The organism is Dietzia alimentaria 72 (assembly GCF_000226215.1).
GTDB lineage: Bacteria > Actinomycetota > Actinomycetes > Mycobacteriales > Mycobacteriaceae > Dietzia > Dietzia alimentaria.
Genome location: NZ_AGFF01000003.1, coordinates 99,770 through 119,442 on the forward strand (window position 1 = coordinate 99,770; position 19,673 = coordinate 119,442).

Genomic DNA, 19,673 nt, shown 5'->3' on the forward strand with positions numbered 1-19,673 from the left:
CCCTGCACCCGTGGCAGTGGTTTATTTACCCACAGCTGTGGACAACCATGTGGATACCTCGATGGGACAGGCTTGAGGCCTGTGGATAGAGTGTTGGTCCCGGCCACCCGGTCGTAACAGTTTTCCCAATTCGCTGACGAGAGGAGACCGCCCACCGTGTCTCCTGAACTCGAGCACGTGTGGAGTGCGGTACTCGACCGACTCACCGATCCGGCACTAGCGAGCGACGACAACCCGGTTCTCTCCCGCCAGCAACAGGCATGGTTGAGGCTGGTCCAGCCCATTGCTGTGGTCAACGGCTTCGCCATGCTGGCCGCTCCCTCTGCCATCGCCCGGGACAACATCGAATCCATCCTTCGCGGGCCCATCACTCGTGCTCTCAGCACGCAGCTCGGTGAGCCCATCGACCTGGCGGTCAAGGTCGACACGTCGCTCGCTGGAGGCCAGCCGCCGATCGAGGACGACGACGACGTCGGCATTACCAACGACCGGATTCACAGATCCGACACCGCGTCGGAGCACCCGCCGGTCACGACCCGACCTCCACGGCTGACCGAGGAGCAGATCGCCGCCGAGCGCCTCCTCCATGGAAGTGATCGTGACGAAGCACTGTCCGCGGCCACCGCTCCCGGGCTGAATGAGCGATATACGTTCAGCGCTTTTGTGCAAGGCAACTCCAACCGCTTCGCGCGCGCCGCAGCGCTCGCCGTAGCCGAAGCGCCGGCCCGCGCGTACAACCCGCTGTTCATCTGGGGCGAATCCGGGTTGGGCAAGACCCACCTGCTGCACGCCATCGGTCACTACTCGCTGCGGATGTATTCCGAACAAAACGTGAAGTACGTGTCGACCGAGGAATTCACCAACGACTTCATCAACTCCGTCCGTGACGGTCGTCAGAACATGTTCAAGAAGCGCTACCGGGAAGCGGACATCCTCCTGGTGGACGACATCCAGTTCCTGATCGGCAAAGAGCAGGTGCAGGAGGAGTTCTTCCACACCTTCAACACGATCCACAACGCCCAGAAACAGATCGTGATCTCCTCGGACCGGCCGCCCAAGCAGCTGCAACCGCTCGAAGACCGCCTTCGCACACGCTTCGAGTGGGGTCTGATCACCGACATCCAGCCACCGGAACTCGAGACGCGTATCGCGATTCTCGACAAGAAGGCCAAGTCGGAGGGTTACGTCGTTCCCCGGGATGTTCTCGAACTCATCGCGACGCGGGTCCAGCGAAATATCCGTGAGCTGGAGGGTGCGCTGATTCGTGTGGTCGCGTTCGCCTCGCTGAACGGACATGAGATTGACGTGCCCCTCGCCGAGGTCGTGCTGCGCGACGTGGTGTCCGACGACGATTCACTGCAGATCTCAGCCGCCACGATCATGGCGGTGACCGCGGAGTTCTTCTCCACAAGCATCGACGAACTGTGCGGTACATCCAAGACCCGCTCGCTCTCGCGCGCCCGGCAGATCGCCATGTACCTGTGTCGAGAGCTGACCGATCTCTCGCTACCGAAGATCGGCGTGACATTCGGCGGCAAGGACCACACGACGGTCATGTACGCCCAGCGCAAGATCCTCAAAGAGATCAAGGACGATCGGCGCACGTACGACCAGATCCAGGAGCTCACAGCCAGGATCAAGGAGCGTTCCCGCTCGCTCTGACGCGCGCCAGCAGCTCGACCCCTCTTTCCGTTCCCCTGCACGCGTTCCCACGCCCTATTCCCGCCCCGGGTGCCGCTCTGTGCGTCCCCGTGCGTCCTCGATCGCACCCGCGCATCCATTCCATCGCACGAATTCGCCCGCATGATCGGCTCCGCGAGCGACGTATGGGCCGCAAACGCGCGACTCAACTTCGCCTCAATCGCCACTCTTTCTCACCCTTGGTCACACCCTTCACAGCTGTGGATTAACCTGTGGAGTCCTGTGGACGAACGGTGTACAAGTGGTGGAGGCGTGGTGGTGATTCCACCGAGCCCTCATGTAAATCACAAGATGGAGCGCATCGCTCCACAACCCAAAATCACCTGGGACCTGTGATTACAGGCGTTGGCTAACAATTTCACAGGACCTACTACTACTTCTTATCTCTTTAGATAGTTCTTGTTAGAAGTAGGGATGTGGAACGGCGAGCCTGCTTGACCGGGTTGCAGGACTCCATGTGCCCCCTGTCGGTCCGAGCGGTTACTCTCATGGAGATGCGCTGCCACCCGGCGGCGAACGCAGCGCAAGACCTAAAGCCACTCAATCGTCCAGATGCCGGGACCGGCATCGGCACCAGCCTGAAAGAGGTCATCGATGGAGATCACGGATCCGACGTTCCGCGTCACTCGCGAGGACTTCGCAGATTCCGTGGCCTGGGTTGCTCGCACGCTGCCGTCCCGACCCTCGGTCCCGATCCTCGGCGGCGTCCTGCTCGAGGCGGATTCGGGTCTGACGATCTCGGGATTCGACTACGAGACCTCGGCTCAGGTCTCCGTCCCGGCGGAGGTCTCCGAGCCCGGAAGCACATTGGTCTCCGGTCGTCTGCTGGCCGACATCGCCCGGGCTCTGCCGGACCGCCCCGTCGAGGTGACGGTGACCGCGCAAAAGATGTACATCACCTGCGGTTCGGCCAAGTTCACGTTGCCAACGATGCCGGTCGAGGACTACCCGCAGCTGCCCGAGATGCCGGGTGTGACCGGTTCGGCCAACGTCGATGCGTTCTCTGAGGCGGTGTCGCAGGTCGCGGTAGCCGCGGGCAAGGACGACACTTTGCCGATGCTCACCGGCATCCGGATGGAGATCGAGGGATCTCGCGTCACGCTTATCGCGACTGACCGGTTCCGCTTGGCGATCCGTGACTTCGAGTGGGAGCCGGCGCGCGATGACGTGGCTGTGGAGGTTCTCATTCCGGCCAAAGCGATGATCGAGGTCAGCCGGTCATCCGGCGGCGGCGGGCGTGTCGATCTGAGCCTTGGTGCTGGCGCAGATGTGGGCGCCGAGGGGATTCTCGGTGTGTTGGTCTCCGGTCAACGCACCACGACCCGGCTGCTCGACGCGGAGTTCCCCAAGGTCCGCCAGCTTCTCCCACCGCAGCACACCTCGGTGGCTGTGGTCGAGGTGGAACCGCTGGTCCAGGCGATCAAGCGTGCGGCGTTGGTCGCTGACCGCGGTGTCCAGGTTCGCCTGGCATTCTCCGAGGGTGAAGTCGCACTGTCGGCTGGCGGAGACGACGCGGCCCAGGCCAACGAGACTCTGCCGGTTGAGTTCGTGGGCGTTCCCCTGACCATCGCGTTCAATCCGGGTTACCTGCTCGACGGCCTCGGTAGCGTGCACTCTTCGCGCGTGGCCTTCGGGTTCACGCAGGCCAGTCGTCCCGCGGTACTGCGCCCGGCGCCGGAGGCGCTCCCGGAGATGGATGCCGACGGCTCCATCGCTCCGATCGATTCCGACCACACCTACCTGCTCATGCCCGTGCGTTTGCCGGGCTGAGCCCACAGCACCTAGCCGGACCGGCATGCACCTGCGTCATCTCAGGCTTCTCGATTTCCGCTCCTGGCCACTGCTGGAGCTGGATCTCGACCCGGGCGTGACCACCTTGGTCGGGCGGAACGGTCACGGTAAGACCAACGTCCTCGAGGCGATCGGTGTCCTGGCCACGCTCAGATCCCATCGTGTGGCCGGTGACGCGCCGATGATCCGCACCGGTGCGGAGACCGCTCTTATCGGGGCACTCGCGCACAACGCAGGGCGTGAGCTCACGATCGAGATGGCCCTGAACTCCGGGAAAGCCAACCGCGCACGACTCAACACCTCGCCCTGCCGGCGTCTCGGGGACATCCTCGGCGTAGTGCAGTCCGTCCTCTTCGCACCCGAGGACTTGTCTCTTGTCCGGGGCGAACCCGCGGAGCGCCGGCGCTTGCTCGACGAGCTGATGGTGCAAAGGCGGCCTGCTCTCGGTGGGGACCTGAGTGAGTATTCCTCGGTGTTGCGTCAGCGTTCGGCGCTCCTGAAGTCGGCGTCCGCCGCTATGCGGCGCGGCAGATCCGAGGAATCGGCCGGTGTTCTGGACACGCTCGACGTGTGGGACGGCCGTCTGGCCGAATTGGGGGCGCGTATTGTTGCCGGGCGCATTGCCCTGTTGCGAGAACTGCGGCCCCTCGTCGTCGAGGCCTATCGCGGCCTGGCACCGGAGTCCCGCCCGGCGGGGCTCGCCTACCGGTTCCGAGTTGACGGCGCGCCCGACGAGTCACTACTGACCGACCCCGAACTCGTCGAAGCCGTCCTCCTGGCCGAGCTTGGGCGTCGCCGGCCCGATGAGATCGACCGCGGCATGTCGCTTGTCGGACCTCATCGGGATGATCTGACCCTGACGCTCGGTGACGAGCCCGCAAAGGGCTACGCGAGCCACGGTGAAACATGGTCGTTCGCGCTCGCCCTCCGTCTCGGATCGCTCGAGTTGTTCCGCGCCGACGGCATCGAACCGGTGCTCCTCCTCGACGACGTGTTCGCCGAACTCGACCGGCATCGTCGTGCTGCACTGGCCGATGTTGCGGCAGGCGTGGAGCAGGTTCTCATCACCGCGGCGGTGGGGGAGGACGTCCCGTCGAGCCTTCGAGGTGTCCGTCATGACGTCGTGATGACGGGCGAAGACGCTGATCGTTATTCGGAGATCACATTGTCACCGCGACGCTACGACGCTGACGTGGAACCAGCCGGCGACGCGAGCGATGACGACGACAACGACGAGAACACTGATACTGGAAGGGGGTACCAGCCGATATGAGCGGACCCGGTGGGGATTCGGTAACACCGTCAGGCCAGCCGCAACGTGGTTATGACATCGCCAAACAAGCTCTCGAAGAGGCCCGGGCGAGAGCGCGTGCGGAGGGCAAGCAGGTCGGTCGCGGTCGAAGTGGGCCGGTGGGCACGGGGCGTCGACTGCGCAAGCGTGGCTGGACGGGCTCGGGCGCGGACCACTGGGACCCGCAGCCGCTAGGGCGACTGGTCGGGCAGGTGGCGAAGAAGCGCGGATGGGACGACAAGGTCACCACGGGTCGACTGTTCGCGGAGTGGGATCGGATAGTCGGGGAGGACGTGTCGACCCACGCCTCCCCGGAGCGGCTCGAAGAGGGGATCCTCTATGTGCGGGCGTCGAGCACGGCGTGGGCAACCCAGCTGCGGTTGATTTCGGCGGACATCTTGCGCAAGATCGCTGCGGCGATGGGACCGGGCCACGTCCGCCGGTTGAAGGTCGAGGGACCTGAGAAGCCGAGTTGGCGGAAGGGCCCACTGCACGTGTCCGGGCGCGGTCCGCGGGACACCTACGGGTAGGGCGGGCGGCTCATCGGGTCGGAGCGGGCGTGCCCGTGTCCCACCGGACGGTTCTCGCAGGTAGACTGGGCCGGTCCCACAGATCCCCGAGACGCGAGGAGTTCGCACGTGGCGGACGCCAAGAGCAAGGCCAGCAAGAAGGGCTCGACCGATTACGGTGCATCGTCGATCACCGTCCTCGAAGGGCTCGAGGCCGTCCGGATGCGTCCGGGTATGTACATCGGCTCCACCGGACCCCGCGGTCTGCACCACCTAATCTGGGAGGTCGTGGACAACTCGATCGACGAGGCGATGGCGGGCCACGCCACGGGCGTCAAGGTCACCCTTCTCGAAGACGGTGGTGTCGAGGTCATCGACGACGGGCGCGGAATCCCCGTCGAGATGCACGAGCAGGGCATACCCACCGTCCAGGTGGTCATGACGCAGTTGCACGCCGGCGGTAAATTCGACTCGGACTCGTATGCGGTCTCCGGCGGCCTGCACGGTGTCGGTATCTCCGTGGTCAATGCGCTGTCGACGCGCGTCGAGGTGGAGATCAAGCGTGACAATCGCCTCTGGAATCAGAATTTCAACACGGCCGTCCCGGAAGATCTGGTCGATGCCGGCCCCGCCGAGGGCACGGGGACCCGGGTTCGTTTCTGGGCGGACGGCTCGATCTTCGAGACGACCAATTACGACTTCGATATCGTCGCCCGTCGTCTGCAGGAGATGGCGTTCCTCAACAAGGGACTGACCATCACGCTGACGGATCGGCGCTCCCGTGCCGAGGAGGCGGCGGAGCTCGAAGCGATCGCGGACAGTGAAGGTGGCGGGGCCGATTCGGCGCCCGGTTCCGATGAGGGTTCGGATGTTGACGGAGCGGTGGATCCAGAGGCCGCGTTCGTCGAGGGTTCGGTGGAGACGGAACCCGAGCCCAAGGCTGAGCCGGTCAAGGTCCGCGAGCGTAAGCGCACCTTCCATTACCCGGACGGACTCAAGGACTACGTCACGGCGATCAACAAGTCCAAGACCTCCATCCATCCCACGATCCTGTACTTCGAGGGCAAGGGCACCGGCCACGAGGTCGAGGTGGCCATGCAGTGGAACTCCGGCTATTCGGAGTCTGTCCACACCTTCGCCAACACCATCAACACCCACGAGGGTGGTACGCACGAGGAGGGCTTCCGTGCGGCGCTGACCTCACTGGTCAACAAGTACGCGCGCGAGAAGAAGCTTCTCAAAGAGAAGGACCCCAACCTCACCGGCGACGACATTCGTGAGGGATTGGCCGCGGTGCTCTCCGCAAAGATCGCGGACCCACAGTTCGAAGGTCAGACCAAGACCAAGCTGGGCAACACCGAGGTCAAGGGGTTCATCCAGCGTCAGGTGTCCGAACACGTGGGGCACTGGTTCGAGGCCAACCCGGCCGAGGCCAGGGTCATCATCAACAAGGCCATCGCCTCAAGCCAGGCCCGGGTGGCCGCCCGTAAGGCCCGTGAGATGGTTCGCCGTAAGTCGGCCACCGACATTGGCGGTCTGCCGGGCAAGCTCGCGGACTGCCGGTCCAAGGACCCGTCCAAGTCCGAGCTGTACATCGTGGAGGGCGACTCCGCCGGCGGCTCCGCCAAATCGGGTCGCGACTCGATGTTCCAGGCGATCCTGCCGCTGCGCGGAAAGATCATCAACGTGGAGAAGTCGCGGATCGACAAGGTCCTCAAGAACGCCGAGGTCCAGGCCATCATCACGGCTCTGGGTACCGGCATTCATGAGGAATTTGACATCGAAAAGCTGCGCTACCACAAGATCGTGCTGATGGCCGACGCCGACGTCGACGGTCAGCACATCTCGACGCTGCTGCTCACGCTGATCTTCCGGTTCATGAAGCCGCTGGTCGAGAACGGGTACGTCTACCTCGCGCAGCCACCCCTTTACAAGCTCAAGTGGGGCAAGGGCGAGCCCGACTTCGCGTACTCAGACCGGGAGCGTGACGAGCTGCTCAGGATCGGCCTGGAGAAGAAGCGCAGGATCAACGTTGACGACGGTATCCAGCGCTACAAGGGCCTCGGCGAGATGAACCCGAAGGAGCTGTGGGAGACCACGATGGATCCCTCGGTCCGTACGCTCCGCCAGGTGACGCTCGACGACGCGGCCGCCGCCGACGAGCTGTTCTCCATCCTGATGGGCGAGGACGTCGAAGCGCGACGCAACTTCATCACCCGCAATGCGCGTGATGTGAGGTTCCTCGACGTTTGATGCCACCGGCGCCCAGGTGTCGGAACCCGCCGCTCAACCAGCTGGTTGAGCGGCGGGTTCTCTAGAATGTGCCGCAGTCGTCTGGTGCTGGAAGGCCCGCCAGTCGGTCGCGGACGAAGTCCACAGCCGGCGCGAAGTTGGTCACCGCCGCCGCCGCGTGGGTGACACCGGCGACCGGGGGTGTGGTTTCGTACCGGAAGTGCACGGGAGTGCCCTGACCACACCAGTCGCGGCCGAGCTGCTCCACTTGCCCGAGCGGGATAATGTCGTCATGGACGCCGCCGGCCAGCATCACCGGTACAGCCGGGGCGCGGTTTCCGATTCGCTGATGATCGAGCACGGACATCGCGTCGGGTTCTTCGCGGATGATCTCCCCGAGACGACGACCAGAAACGGTCCACTCGTTGGTCGTGTGACCGCCGTACGCGGACCGCAGGTCGAGGGTGCAGAGCCCGGCGACATCTGCGAGTGCGGCCCGCCCGGCATCGCTGACGTTCCGGTCCACTACCTCCCGGATGACTGGATATCGTTCAACCATTCCGTTGATCGCGAACCCGATTGCACCGGTCAGTGTGGAGCCGTCGATGTGATCCAGCACCGCCAGCAGGTCAGCAGGCGGAGCTGAGGCGTACGCGGCGCGCACATCGACGTCCGGAGCGTATTCGGGTGCCAGCTCGGCCGCCGCGGCGGAAGCGCCGCCGCCCTGCGAGTGACCCCAGAACACAACGGGTGCGTCGCCGCTGAGAGATCGGGCGGCCCTGGCCCCGTCGAGCATGGCGTGCGCCTGCTCGACCCGGTCCGAATACGTATGAACGCCTGGGGTGCCCAGCCCGATGTAGTCCACCACCATCACCCGGAACCCCTGCGCCGCCAGCATGAGAGCGAACCCCTCCTCATACGACGGCACGAGGCCGTTGGTCTGCGGGTTGACGCCGAGGCCCGACTCGAGGTTCCGCGACGGAGCACACGCATCCCCTTGGCCCTGCGTACCCGGGCCGAGCACGATGGTCGGTCGAGGGCCGGGGCCGGACCACGGCGCGGTTGAGTCGTAGAACGCGCCGGAGGTGGCCACCGGGCGCCCGTCGACGTTGGTCGTCTGATAGATCAAGCGCTGAGCCGTGGCCGGGAGCGGCGAGGCCAGGGGAGCGAGACCGGGCACAGCGATTGTCAGCGGAAGGTCGGCGGCCTCGTCCCGAAGAACCACCCCGGGGGAGCCCGTCGGGAGAGATCGCGTGTCATAAAAGCTGCCCGGCTGGTCGAACTGCTCCACTGGTTCAGCTGAGACCGTCGTCGTCATCGTCGTCATCCACACGGTGAGTGACGCGACGGCGGCGACCGAGGCGAGGAAACGGTGGCGGACTGGAGACCTGTGCGAGCCCATGACCAGATGCTATGACCGTCAACACGTAGAGGGAGCGAATCGAGGATATAGAGGACGGGTCCGCATGCCCGTACGTGCCGTTTCCGCTGGACCTATAGACTGGACCGGTCGGAGCGACGCCTGCTTGTGCTGCTTCGAGCGCGATAGAAGAGGAGCCCATGACGGACACGACGTTGCCGCCTGAAGCCGGTGGACACGACCGGATCGAGCCGGTCGATATCCAGGCCGAGATGCAGAGAAGCTACATCGACTATTCGATGAGCGTCATCGTCGGGCGTGCACTGCCGGACGTCCGCGACGGCCTGAAGCCCGTACACCGCCGCATCCTCTACGCGATGTGGGACAACGGGTACCGCCCCGAGCGCAGCTACGTGAAGTCGGCCAAACCCGTCGCCGACACCATGGGTAACTTCCACCCGCACGGCGACTCGGCGATCTACGACACGCTGGTGCGTCTGGCCCAGCCGTGGGCGATGCGGTATCCGATGGTCGACGGCCAGGGCAACTTCGGTTCGCGCGGCAACGACGGCGCGGCCGCTATGCGTTACACCGAGTGCAAGATGACCCCGCTCGCCATGGAAATGGTGCGGGACATCGAGAAGAACACGGTCGACTTCCAGCCGAACTACGACGGCAAGACGTCGGAGCCGGTGGTCCTGCCGTCGCGGGTGCCGAATCTGCTGATCAACGGCTCCAGCGGCATCGCGGTGGGGATGGCCACCAAGATGCCGCCGCATAACCTCCGCGAGGTCGCCGAGGCTGTCTACTGGATGCTCGAGCACCCCGAGGCGACCGACGAGGAAGCCCTCGCCGCCTGCATGGAGCGCATCAAGGGCCCGGACTTCCCCACGCACGGTTTCATCGTGGGCGACCAGGGCATCAAGGACGCCTACACCACCGGTCGCGGCTCGGTCCGCATGCGCGGCAAGACCTCCATCGAGGAGGAGGGCAACCGTACGGTCATCGTGATCACCGAACTGCCGTACGAGGTCAACCCGGACAACATGATCCTGTCGATCGCCGAGCAGCTGCGTGACGGCAAGATCGCCGGCATCTCCAAGATCGACGACGAGTCCTCCGACCGCGTCGGCCTGCGCATCGTGATCACGCTCAAGCGTGACGCCGTGGCGAAGGTCGTGCTCAACAACCTCTACAAGCACTCGCAGCTTCAGACGTCATTCGGTGCGAACATGCTGTCGATCGTCGACGGGGTGCCCCGCACCCTGCCGCTCGATCAGCTGGTGCGGCTGTACGTGACGCACCAGATCGAAGTGATCGTCCGCCGCACCCAGTACCTGCTGGACGAGGCGGAGAAGCGCGCCCACATCCTCCGCGGCCTGGTCAAGGCGCTCGACGCGCTCGACGAGGTCATCGCCCTGATCCGCCGTTCCGAAACGGTCGATATCGCTCGTCAGGGCCTCAAGGACCTCCTGGACATCGACGACGACCAGGCGCAGGCCATCCTCGACATGCAGCTCCGCCGCCTCGCGGCACTCGAGCGACAGAAGATCGTCGACCAGCTCGCGCAGATCGAGCTGGAGATCGCCGAGTACAAGGACATCCTCGCCAAGCCGGAGCGGCAACGAGCGATCGTGGGCGACGAGCTGCGCGAGATCGTGGAGAAGTACGGCGACGACCGCCGGACCGTCATCATCCCGGCCGACGGCGACGTCACCGACGAGGATCTCATCGCCCGTGAGGACGTGGTGGTCACCATCACCGAGACCGGCTACGCCAAGCGGACCCGCACCGACCTGTACCGCGCTCAGAAGCGCGGCGGCAAGGGCGTTCGCGGGGCCGAACTCAAGCAGGACGACATCGTCCGGCACTTCTTCGTCTCCTCCACCCATGACTGGCTCCTGTTCTTCACCACCAAGGGCCGCGTCTACCGGATCAAGGCGTACGAACTGCCCGAGGCCAACCGAACCGCGCGCGGTCAGCACGTCGCCAACCTCCTGGCGTTCCAGCCGGAGGAGCGCATCGCCAGCGTGATCCGCATCAAGGGCTACCAGGACGCTCCCTACCTGGTGTTGTCCACGCGCAACGGCCTGGTCAAGAAGTCGCGTCTCGAGGACTACGACTCCCCGCGCTCCGGCGGCCTCATCGCCGTCAACCTGCGCGACGGTGACGAGCTCGTGGGCGCCGCACTCGCCAGTCCCGACGACGACCTGCTGCTGGTGTCCGAGAAGGGGCAGTCGATCCGCTTCCACGCCAACGACGACACGCTGCGTCCGATGGGACGCGCGACGTCCGGTGTCATGGGCATGCGGTTCAACGACGGCGACGCGCTGCTGAGCATGTCCGTGATCCGCGCCGACGCCTCCGACCAGGAGAAGTACTTCCTCCTGGTGGCCACCGAGCGCGGCTACTCCAAGCGCACCGCCCTCAGCGAGTACACGGCGCAGGGACGAGGTGGCAAGGGCGTTCTCACGCTGATGTTCGATCCCAAGCGTGGCAAGCTCGTCGGTGCGACGATCGTGGAGTTGCAGGACGAGTTGTACGCCATCACCTCCAGCGGTGGCGTCATCCGCACCTTCGCCAAGCAGGTGCGTAAGGCCGGCCGCCAGACCAAGGGCGTGCGACTGATGAACCTGGCTGAGGGCGACGCGCTGTTGGCGATCGCCCGCAACGCTGATGAGCCCGACGACGAGGACCGGTCCGAGGCCGAGTCCATCGAGGAGGCGTAGGTCATGACCGAGCCGACCGAACCGGCCCCAGAAGGCCGGGTCCCTGACGGCCCCGCACCCAAGGGGTCTGCCCCGGCACCGGGCTTCGGCACCCCCGCCGGCGACGCTTCGGGTGAAGACGAGTCGGGCAGGGATGAATCGGGCAGGGATGAATCGGGCAAAGCCCGCACCACCGCGTTTCCGACCGCCCCCCAGCATCGTGCCGAAGGCATGACCGGGGGGGTGGCCAGGGCGCACTCCGGTGGGGCCGCCGGCCGAGCCGCACCGATCATCTCGCCCACCGAACGCCGCGGGCCTATGGAGTCGGTCCTCGTGCTGCGCCGCATCGACCCGTGGTCGGCGTTCACCACCGTGCTCGGTCTGATGTTCGCGCTCTACCTCGTGTGGATGGTCGCGATCGGCGTGACCTATCTACTGCTGTCCGGCATGGGGGTCTGGGATCGACTGGGCGGCCTGCTCACCGGCGTCGCGGGCGACGAGTCCGCATCGGTGATCGGCCCCTCCACGATCTTCCTCTACAGCGGAGGGGTGGGCCTGCTCAATGTTCTCCTGCTGTCAATCCTCGTCACGCTGGCGGTGTTCATCTACAACCTCGCGGCCGGTCTGACCGGTGGGGGAGTGCAGGTCACGCTCGCCGACAGACGGAACTGACCGCGTGCGACGCCCCTCCCGGGCGCTCCGATTTGGGCAACGGCGAGGGCGTCGGGTAGATTAACGCTTCGGTACGAGGGCCTATAGCTCAGGTGGTTAGAGCGCCAAACTGATAATTTGGAGGTCGGAGGTTCAAGTCCTCCTAGGCCCACTCCGCCAGGTTGACGCCGGATTCGCTCGACGCGGTCCGGCGTTTATCCTTGGAGGTATGCGACGGATGTGTAGCTGTCGCACGGGGCCTTAGCTCAGTTGGTAGAGCGCTGCCTTTGCAAGGCAGATGTCAGGGGTTCGAATCCCCTAGGCTCCACTTACAGAACACGGCGAGGCCAGTTCGAGAGGCCCACGCGTAAGACACCTCGGTCGACTGACTCACTGGTATCGTCTTTTTGGGCGATCTGCGTTCGTCGGACCTGACTTCGTGAGCTGGATTCAGCCTCAGCATTCCGCTCGTGGAGGAGCGGCCGTCCGTCTCGGCTCCAAGAGTCATGAGGCTTCAACCTGCAGGGTGAGCGTGTCCGCAAAGAGAACTGACGGGAGTTTTTGATGGACCACCTTACCGCCGCCGCGGGTACTGGCGGGCGATCGCGTCCCACCGAGCCGGGTGTGATCGCCATAGCGCTGGATTATTCGGGAGTACTGATTCCCTCCGTCGGCTTCGACATGGCCCGAGCCGTCTACTCGGCCGCGCTGGACGCGGTGCGAAACGAACTCGGGGACAGAGCCAGCGTGTCTTCCGGTCCGCTCGACCAGATTCTGTTCCTGCTGTTCGATGTCGCCGTTGTTGCCGTCGAAGATATCGTCGCGGCGACGATCCACCACCTCGGTCGCCCGGTCAGGGTCGATGGCCGAGACTTCTTCGTCCAATCTCGGGTGGGGCTCGCCACCGCAGACGGAATCTGTGAGGCAGAACCGAGCGTTCTGATCGAGGCCGCGCTCGGGGCGGTTCACATCGCGATCAAAACCGGGGTCCACTTCCATGAGGCCGACAGCGCACTTCTGTCAGAACTCCGGCGAGAAGTGGAGCTACGGACCGCGTTAGCGAAGGCGGTCGACACTGATTTCGAGATGCATTACCAGCCCATCGTCAGTCTGGATTCGAAAGAGGTGCTTGGCTACGAATCCCTCTTGCGGTGGCGGTCGGGCGGCCGGCTTCTCGCGCCAGCGGAGTTTCTCGAGGCCGCCGAGGAGACGTCGCTGATAATTCCCATCGGCAAGGCGGGCACGTCCGCTGCGTTGAAACAGCTCGACCGATGGAACGAAGGCACCCCCTCCAAGTCGTTCTTCGTGGCGGTCAACTTCTCCGCGCGGCAGTTGTCCGATCCCGTCCTGCTTCCCCATATCGAACGCCTGCTGGCCAAATTCGAACTCGATCCCTCCGCCATCTGGGTGGAGATCACCGAGCAGGACCTCATCAAGCTCGCCTCTCCCGCGGTCCGCACGATCGAGTCGCTCGCCGAGTTGGGATGCACGATCTGCGTGGACGATCTTGGCACCGGGTTTGCTGCGTTGCGTTACCTCGCCGACCTGCCGATCAGTGTCGTGAAGATCGATCGCTCCCTGATCTCATCACTTATGGATCAGACGTCCCTGCGGAGCATCGTCGAGGCCATCTGTGACATCTCGCATGCCCTGGGGATCGAGACAGTGGCGGAGGGGGTCGAGCGCGAGGATCAGTTGCCGCTACTGAGGGACCTGGGCTTTACCCATGCGCAGGGTTACTACTTCGGCCGACCGGCTGCTGCGTCCGATATCGTTCTCGCCTGAATAAAGATCCCGCGTTACCGGGGCTCGCCGCCCGGAGGGACAGTCGCGAGGTCACCTCCGTTCACAATCGTCCGAGAAGCGTGTGGCCGCCGAGTCGACATTGCGCGCACTCGACGACGATGATGACGCGCGGTCGCCACAGCAGGCCGGTCCGCTGCCGGTTCGAGAGATCTCCCCCGTTACAATCACCCGCTTGATGTGAAACGGCTACCCGGATCAGGATAAGGACAATTCGCTCTCAAGGCCGATGGTTGAATCCAGGTCATGGTCAGCGGTGATCAAGGCCACATGGGCACGGTCCTTGCGAATGAACCGTCCACAGCGGGCTATGCCGTCACGGGCTACGACACGTAGCGTGGGGTCGGGGATGCTGGACCCCCACTCGGGACTGATATCCGTAACGTAACCAAAGCGGACCTGAAGAAATTCGATGCAGTGATTTATTTGGCCGCGTTGCCCGCTCTGCCGGACAATTACGTTACTTCGCATCTCGCGAACCAGATCAATTATCTCGTTGCGACGTTCCCGGCCGAAATGGCTAGGAAGGCGGGAGTGGGACGTGGCCTCTTTGCTTCAACGTGCCCGTCGCACGGATTAGCAGACCGAACACTGGTCTCCGAATCGAACCCCGATCACCCGGCGTCCTCGGCCTCCTTCGGATCCGAGAAGCAAGTAGCGCAACCCGCTGGTTTGGCGTTTTTCCGGTGCTTTCCCGTTTGGCTGGCATCTTTCGTTACTCACGGAGGTCTCGCTGCGATACGCTCCTTAATCGTAAGGCGGTTGCGGGCGTGACCAACGGCGAGGTCTCGCCGCTCCCGCCGATTCCATCACCGATAGTCTTTTCAATTTCGGAAGTGAGACCACAACCATCGCGCACTTCGATACCGATTCCGCGGTGAAGGATGAGATCCGCGGCGCCGCGCTAGATTTCGCGATCCCTGTAACGTCAGATTCGGTGGGCTGCCCAACCTACCGCGTGGCTGTACATCGACTCCTTGGCGTCAAGGCCACAAGAGCAATGGCTGGCGGCGTCCGCGAGATGCATCGTCCCCACGCGCACGCCGGTGTTCGCGCCGGGGAACTCGACTCGCGGTTCTACCGCGAGAGCCAACTGCGCCGGACACGGAACACACGAGTGATCGCCGACCAGACCCGGCGATTGGAGAAGATGCGGTGATCTCGAATCGCACTGCCGTCGTAGCGGAACCGAGCAGGCGATTGCGCCTCAGCCGGACACGAACCGACTTGGTTCTACTGGCGCTTGACACGGTGGTCCTTGTCGTCGTTATGGCCGCCCTCGTGGAAATCGGCGTCGAAGCCGTGGCGGCCGCTTTCGCGGTGATACTAGCCGTGGAACTCACGGGGAACTACCGGTCGCTCGTCACCTTATCCGTGCTCAACGATGCGCCCAGGCTCGCCGGGAGTGCGGTGGTCGGGTCACTGGTGTTGAAGGCCGCTTTTGAGGGAGACGACTCGATTCGTGCACTTCTGGTCATGATCGGCTGCGTGTTCCTGTCGCTGTTCGTCATCCGTGCTCTGTACTACTCGGTAGTTCGTCAGGTTCGTCGGCGCTCGGTGGGAGCCCGGCGGCGGACCGTTATCGTCGGCGGTGGTCTGGTCGCGTCGGAACTACTGGAGAGCATCTATCGTTTCCCAGAGTTGGGCTTGACGCCGGTGGCAGTCGTCGACTCCGATCCGCTGCTGGGGGCCGATCAGTTGCCGGTTCCTATCCTCGACAGACCTCTTCACGACGTAGTGAGCGAACTGGATGTGCAGACCGTGATCGTGGCGTTCCGCAACGCGCCGGACTCGTCGCTGGTCTCACCGTTGCGCCAGTGCGACCAGCTGGACTGCGAGATATTTTTGGTCCCTCGCCTGTTCGAGTTCGTTCACCTCAACTCGGACATGGACCGGATCCACACAATTCCACTCATCCGGGTACGGCGACACATTCATCGCACTTGGTACTGGCATGCCAAGCGTGTCTTCGACGTGACGGTCGCCGGCACCGCCTTGATCCTGCTGGCCCCGCTGCTGGCTCTCACCGCAGTAGCTGTGAAGCTGACTAGTCCCGAAGCACCGGTTCTGTTCCGCCAAGTTCGGGTGGGCGGCGACGAACGCGAGTTTCTGCTCTACAAGTTCCGGTCGATGCGCCCGGTCGATGGCGGTGCGTCCGACACCGATTGGCATTCCGAGAACAGGATCAGCCCACTCGGGCGATTCCTCCGAACAACCTCGATCGACGAGCTACCTCAATTATGGAACGTCGTTCGTGGGGACATGTCCCTAGTGGGGCCCAGGCCGGAGCGTCCGCACTTCGTCGAGCAGTTCGCCCAGACCGTGCCGTCCTACGGTGACCGCCACAGGGTAACGGCCGGACTGACCGGTTGGGCCGCCATAAACGGACTTCGAGGAGACACGAGCATCACCGACCGAGCTCTCTACGACAATTTCTATATTCAGAACTGGTCTATCTGGCTCGACATCAAAATCTTGTTGCTCACCGCCCGGGCGGTGGTTGCGAGAACAGGAGCCTGACACGGTTCGCCATTAGTCGAGAAGATCCTCCACTGGTCGGCGACGGCTCACCGGTCCGGTGGTCGGGGCGTGGGACAGCAGAAGGAGCATCGCGGGGACTTCGCAGTCGATCGGACGAGTGAGCTGTCGAAACTGCTCGGCGAGTTCGGCCAACTCGTCCGCGTGGTGCGGGGCCAGAGCGGTGAAATCGGTCTGAGACACCGCGTGCAGGAAGATCGGCGTCATCGGGTACACCGCCAGTCCTGCCGAGGTTGCCCGTACCCACAGGTCCGTTCCGACCCAGCCGGCACGAATATGCGCGCGTGCTGACTGATCGGTCGCGAGGACTACCGCTGTGGCGGACGCGGAGCCCACCCGCGCGGCGACATCGGCGCCCAGAGCGGACCCCGCACCCCAGTCTCGCAGGCACGCCATCACGTCGGGTCGACGCAGGATGGTCTGCATTGGGACCTGCCCCTGCGCCAGCGCGAGCTCGGACTCGGGGACGCCGGTTGATTCCGGGTGGAGGGGATGTCGCGCGATCCAGTCCGCGTGCAGGTGGGGCGTAAGAAAGCGGAGGCGTTCGGTCATGCCCAGCAGCGCCGCCAACTGAGAGCGTTCAGCCGGATCGTCGAGCAACAGCACACGCGGTGGTGCCTCGTCCCCTGGCGCGTCGGCGATGGGACGGTCCAGAGCTGCGGCCACCTCCTCGCGGGTGAGTGGAGAGCCGTCGCCTGGAATCCTGCAGGTGTGACGGGCCAGCAGGGACTCCAGCCCGCCTCGCCCATCGGTCCGCGCGTGCCGAGGGCGCTGCGCGGGAGTGAGATCGACGGTGAGGCGTGGGTCGTCGAACTCCCCACTAAAAGTCGCCGTCCCACGTAAACCGACCGCGCCGGCCGCGGTTGCGGCGGAGAACCATGCCGCCCCAAGTCCAACCGACGTCGAACGGCCCGCCAGATCTACCGGGGTGTCGGCATCGGACCCCTCGCGTATCTCGAGCGTTTCGTCTGCGAGGCCCAGCCGCCAGGGCTGGGAGTTCCCGTATGAGGGAGACCGCGAAACGGCATAGAGTACGATCTCGACAGCATTATCTTCTCGTGCCACCTCGCGAGGATCCCTCGGACGGGCGGCCGTCTCTCGCGGGTCGGCGCCGTCGACCGTGGGGGCGGCGGAAGCGTAAGTCCCCGCTCGGAGCTCGTCGAGCGACTTGTCGAGATCTACCCGGATGCGGCCGGAGGACAGTGATTGTCCGCGCACCATCCGTCGGACGGCGGCGGCGACGCTCGCACCACCCAGTGCCACGTCCCCGCCCGTCTGTGGCCAGGTGGTCAGGGACCGGCCCAGTTCCAGAGCTGACGCGGCCATCCTGTCGGTGATCTGGGATCCGTCCAAGATCTCCAGCGCGAGCGGGACTTTTTGTTCGGTGGTCAACGTGGCCAGCGAATCGCGGTCGAGTTCCCCCACGCGTCCGTGGAAAAGTGGCCGCGTGGGCTCCAGGTCGAACCGTTCCACATCGAGTACCCCGCCATCGCTGGTCTCCATGAGTACGGGAATACCCTTGGCCCGAGCTCGATCCCGGATCAGCACTTTCGTGTCGAAGGAATCGCATTCCTCTGCCACCAGGTCCAGGCCATCGAGGAACGAGTCGAGATTTTTCTCGGTGATCCCGTCCGGTTCCACCTCGATCTCGAGGTACGGGTCCAGCTCGGCGATCCTCCGGGCCGCGACGACTGCTTTGTTCACCCCGATGTCGAGGACCGTCGCCGGCACGCGGTTGAGGTTCGATAACTCCATCCGGTCGAAGTCGGCGAGACGAAGTCGTCCGCACAGACCCTCGAGGGCCAGTGTGTGGGCGACGGCGTGGCCCACGCTGAGGCCTACCACCCCGATATTCAGAGCACGCGCCCTTACCTGTTCATCCGACGTGATCTTGTGGCGATTCCGGTCGAGCCGCAGGCGGTGGAAACCAGCCGGCGCCAGCAGTCTGATTAGCTGTGATCTCCACGGGTAGTACACCCATCGAGTGTCGTCCCAGTCGGTGTCAAACGACTCGGGGAGTGCGGCGAGCGCCTCGATCTGACTGGCCGTGTGATCCACGACGGTCGCGCACGTCGAAAGGAGAAACGCGAGACGATCGGCTTGCGCGGGATCGTGTTGGTCAATGATCTCCGCCCGGTGGTGCTCGACGCCGTATGACACCTTCGCTAGGTCAGTCATCGACCGGCACCGAATCCGCGACCGCGGCGGTGTCCCGCAGCATCTCCCGGTACACCTCCGGCTCAGCATCCAGGTGGAGACGCTGGCGATCCCACCACATCAGACTCGTCCGGTATTTCTCGTTCGGGTAAGGCGACGGCGGGATGTGCTCGGCCACGCGTCCGCCGGACATCTCCCACCTGCGCAGTACGTGGTCGGCTGCGGTGGCCAGGATGAACCGCGCACCCGTGAAGTGCATGGTGGGCAGGGCTGTTCGGGGCAGCAGGGAGGCGACGGTCGCGGCGGTCGAGCCCGGTCCCGTCCACGCCGTCTTCATCTCCACCACGCCTTCCGGCAGACGGCGGCCGATCGAGTCGGCGACCAGGTCCAGGCCCGGCTGCCCCGCCCACTCCAGCAGTGCGTGCGACTGGTGGTAGCTTCTGTAAGGCCCCTGGGCTCGAACTCCTCCGACCACTGCCCCGGTGCAATCCACAGCCGCGTAGAACAAGGCTGTGCTCTCACCGTCGATCACCTCGTCGTAGGATAAGGCGGCCGACACTCCGTGACCCGCATAGGTGGCACGAGCCCCGTTCAAGTATTCTTCCCAAAGAAGCGGCGCCGCAGCAGGGGTGGCCAGGACAAGAGTCACTCCATCCCGCTGCATTACTGGGTGCGAAATTGGTGTAAGTGGTCGGATTGTCGAGAGAAGCGGCGATGCGCTCATGAGGGCTCCTTAGATACGCCGGTGAGGCGAGGTGACGGAAGGGTCCGGAGGGAATGGGCCTCGCCTGTCACATGGGGGTATGACGTACTCGACGTTACTACCGAGGATTCCTGTTGAACAGTGAGTCCAGAAGCCGCGAGCCTGCGATATCCGATGTTGTCAGTGATAGCAGATTGGCGGGACGCCACTACCCGAGACGCCGGGCCCG

General features: G+C 64.4%; 12 protein-coding genes and 2 tRNA genes. 11 read left to right on the forward strand and 3 right to left on the reverse strand.

Features of this window, described 5'->3' with window-relative positions; all coding sequences use genetic code 11:
- Window positions 1-156 precede the first annotated feature (156 nt).
- The 5 genes from dnaA (at window position 157) to gyrB (ending at window position 7,545) form a co-directional block, all read left to right on the forward strand.
- Window positions 157-1,662, forward strand: coding sequence for a chromosomal replication initiator protein DnaA (gene dnaA / locus ON04_RS00795; RefSeq protein WP_010539664.1), 1,506 nt, complete (start codon window positions 157-159; stop codon window positions 1,660-1,662).
- Window positions 1,663-2,295: 633 nt separating this feature from the next.
- Entirely contained in the window at window positions 2,296-3,471 is a 1,176-nt protein-coding gene (dnaN, locus tag ON04_RS00800; protein WP_010539665.1) for a DNA polymerase III subunit beta, read from the forward strand.
- A gap of 25 nt (window positions 3,472-3,496) precedes the next feature.
- Window positions 3,497-4,765 (forward strand): DNA replication/repair protein RecF, encoded by a 1,269-nt coding sequence (gene recF, locus ON04_RS00805; protein WP_010539666.1) that lies wholly within the window; start codon window positions 3,497-3,499, stop codon window positions 4,763-4,765.
- Entirely contained in the window at window positions 4,762-5,313 is a 552-nt protein-coding gene (locus ON04_RS00810; protein ID WP_050815222.1) for a DciA family protein, read from the forward strand. Before recF ends, ON04_RS00810 begins: the two co-directional genes overlap by 4 nt.
- Before the next feature lie 108 nt (window positions 5,314-5,421).
- Window positions 5,422-7,545, forward strand: coding sequence for a DNA topoisomerase (ATP-hydrolyzing) subunit B (gyrB, locus tag ON04_RS00815; protein ID WP_010539668.1), 2,124 nt, complete (start codon window positions 5,422-5,424; stop codon window positions 7,543-7,545).
- Between the two features lie 61 nt (window positions 7,546-7,606).
- Here the strand turns inward: gyrB and ON04_RS00820 are convergent, their stop codons facing one another.
- Window positions 7,607-8,926, reverse strand: coding sequence for an alpha/beta fold hydrolase (locus tag ON04_RS00820; RefSeq protein ID WP_010539669.1), 1,320 nt, complete (start codon window positions 8,924-8,926; stop codon window positions 7,607-7,609).
- 158 nt (window positions 8,927-9,084) lie between these two features.
- Here ON04_RS00820 and gyrA point away from each other — a divergent pair, with 158 nt between their 5' ends.
- The 6 genes from gyrA to ON04_RS00850 all read left to right on the forward strand — a co-directional run bounded on the left by gyrA (window position 9,085) and on the right by ON04_RS00850 (window position 16,566).
- A complete protein-coding gene (gene gyrA / locus ON04_RS00825) occupies window positions 9,085-11,613 on the forward strand; it encodes a DNA gyrase subunit A (protein WP_010539670.1) in 2,529 nt (842 codons plus the stop codon).
- A 3-nt stretch (window positions 11,614-11,616) separates the two neighbouring features.
- Window positions 11,617-12,264 carry a DUF3566 domain-containing protein gene (locus ON04_RS00830; RefSeq protein WP_010539671.1) on the forward strand — a complete coding sequence of 216 codons (648 nt, stop codon included), beginning with the start codon at window positions 11,617-11,619 and terminating at the stop codon, window positions 12,262-12,264.
- A gap of 77 nt (window positions 12,265-12,341) precedes the next feature.
- Window positions 12,342-12,415 (forward strand) — tRNA-Ile (locus ON04_RS00835).
- Window positions 12,416-12,498: 83 nt separating this feature from the next.
- Window positions 12,499-12,571: transfer RNA gene (locus ON04_RS00840), tRNA-Ala, on the forward strand.
- Between the two features lie 236 nt (window positions 12,572-12,807).
- Window positions 12,808-14,028, forward strand: coding sequence for an EAL domain-containing protein (locus tag ON04_RS00845; protein ID WP_010539672.1), 1,221 nt, complete (start codon window positions 12,808-12,810; stop codon window positions 14,026-14,028).
- Window positions 14,029-15,201: 1,173 nt separating this feature from the next.
- Complete coding sequence (locus ON04_RS00850; protein ID WP_010539673.1) at window positions 15,202-16,566, forward strand: exopolysaccharide biosynthesis polyprenyl glycosylphosphotransferase; 1,365 nt, start codon at window positions 15,202-15,204, stop codon at window positions 16,564-16,566.
- Window positions 16,567-16,578: 12 nt separating this feature from the next.
- Here the strand turns inward: ON04_RS00850 and ON04_RS00855 are convergent, their stop codons facing one another.
- Window positions 16,579-18,762, reverse strand: coding sequence for an Rv1355c family protein (locus ON04_RS00855; protein ID WP_010539674.1), 2,184 nt, complete (start codon window positions 18,760-18,762; stop codon window positions 16,579-16,581).
- A complete protein-coding gene (locus ON04_RS00860) occupies window positions 18,755-19,300 on the reverse strand; it encodes a hypothetical protein (RefSeq protein ID WP_033443910.1) in 546 nt (181 codons plus the stop codon). The genes ON04_RS00855 and ON04_RS00860 overlap by 8 nt, the downstream gene beginning before the upstream one ends.
- Between the last annotated feature and the right edge of the window lie 373 nt (window positions 19,301-19,673).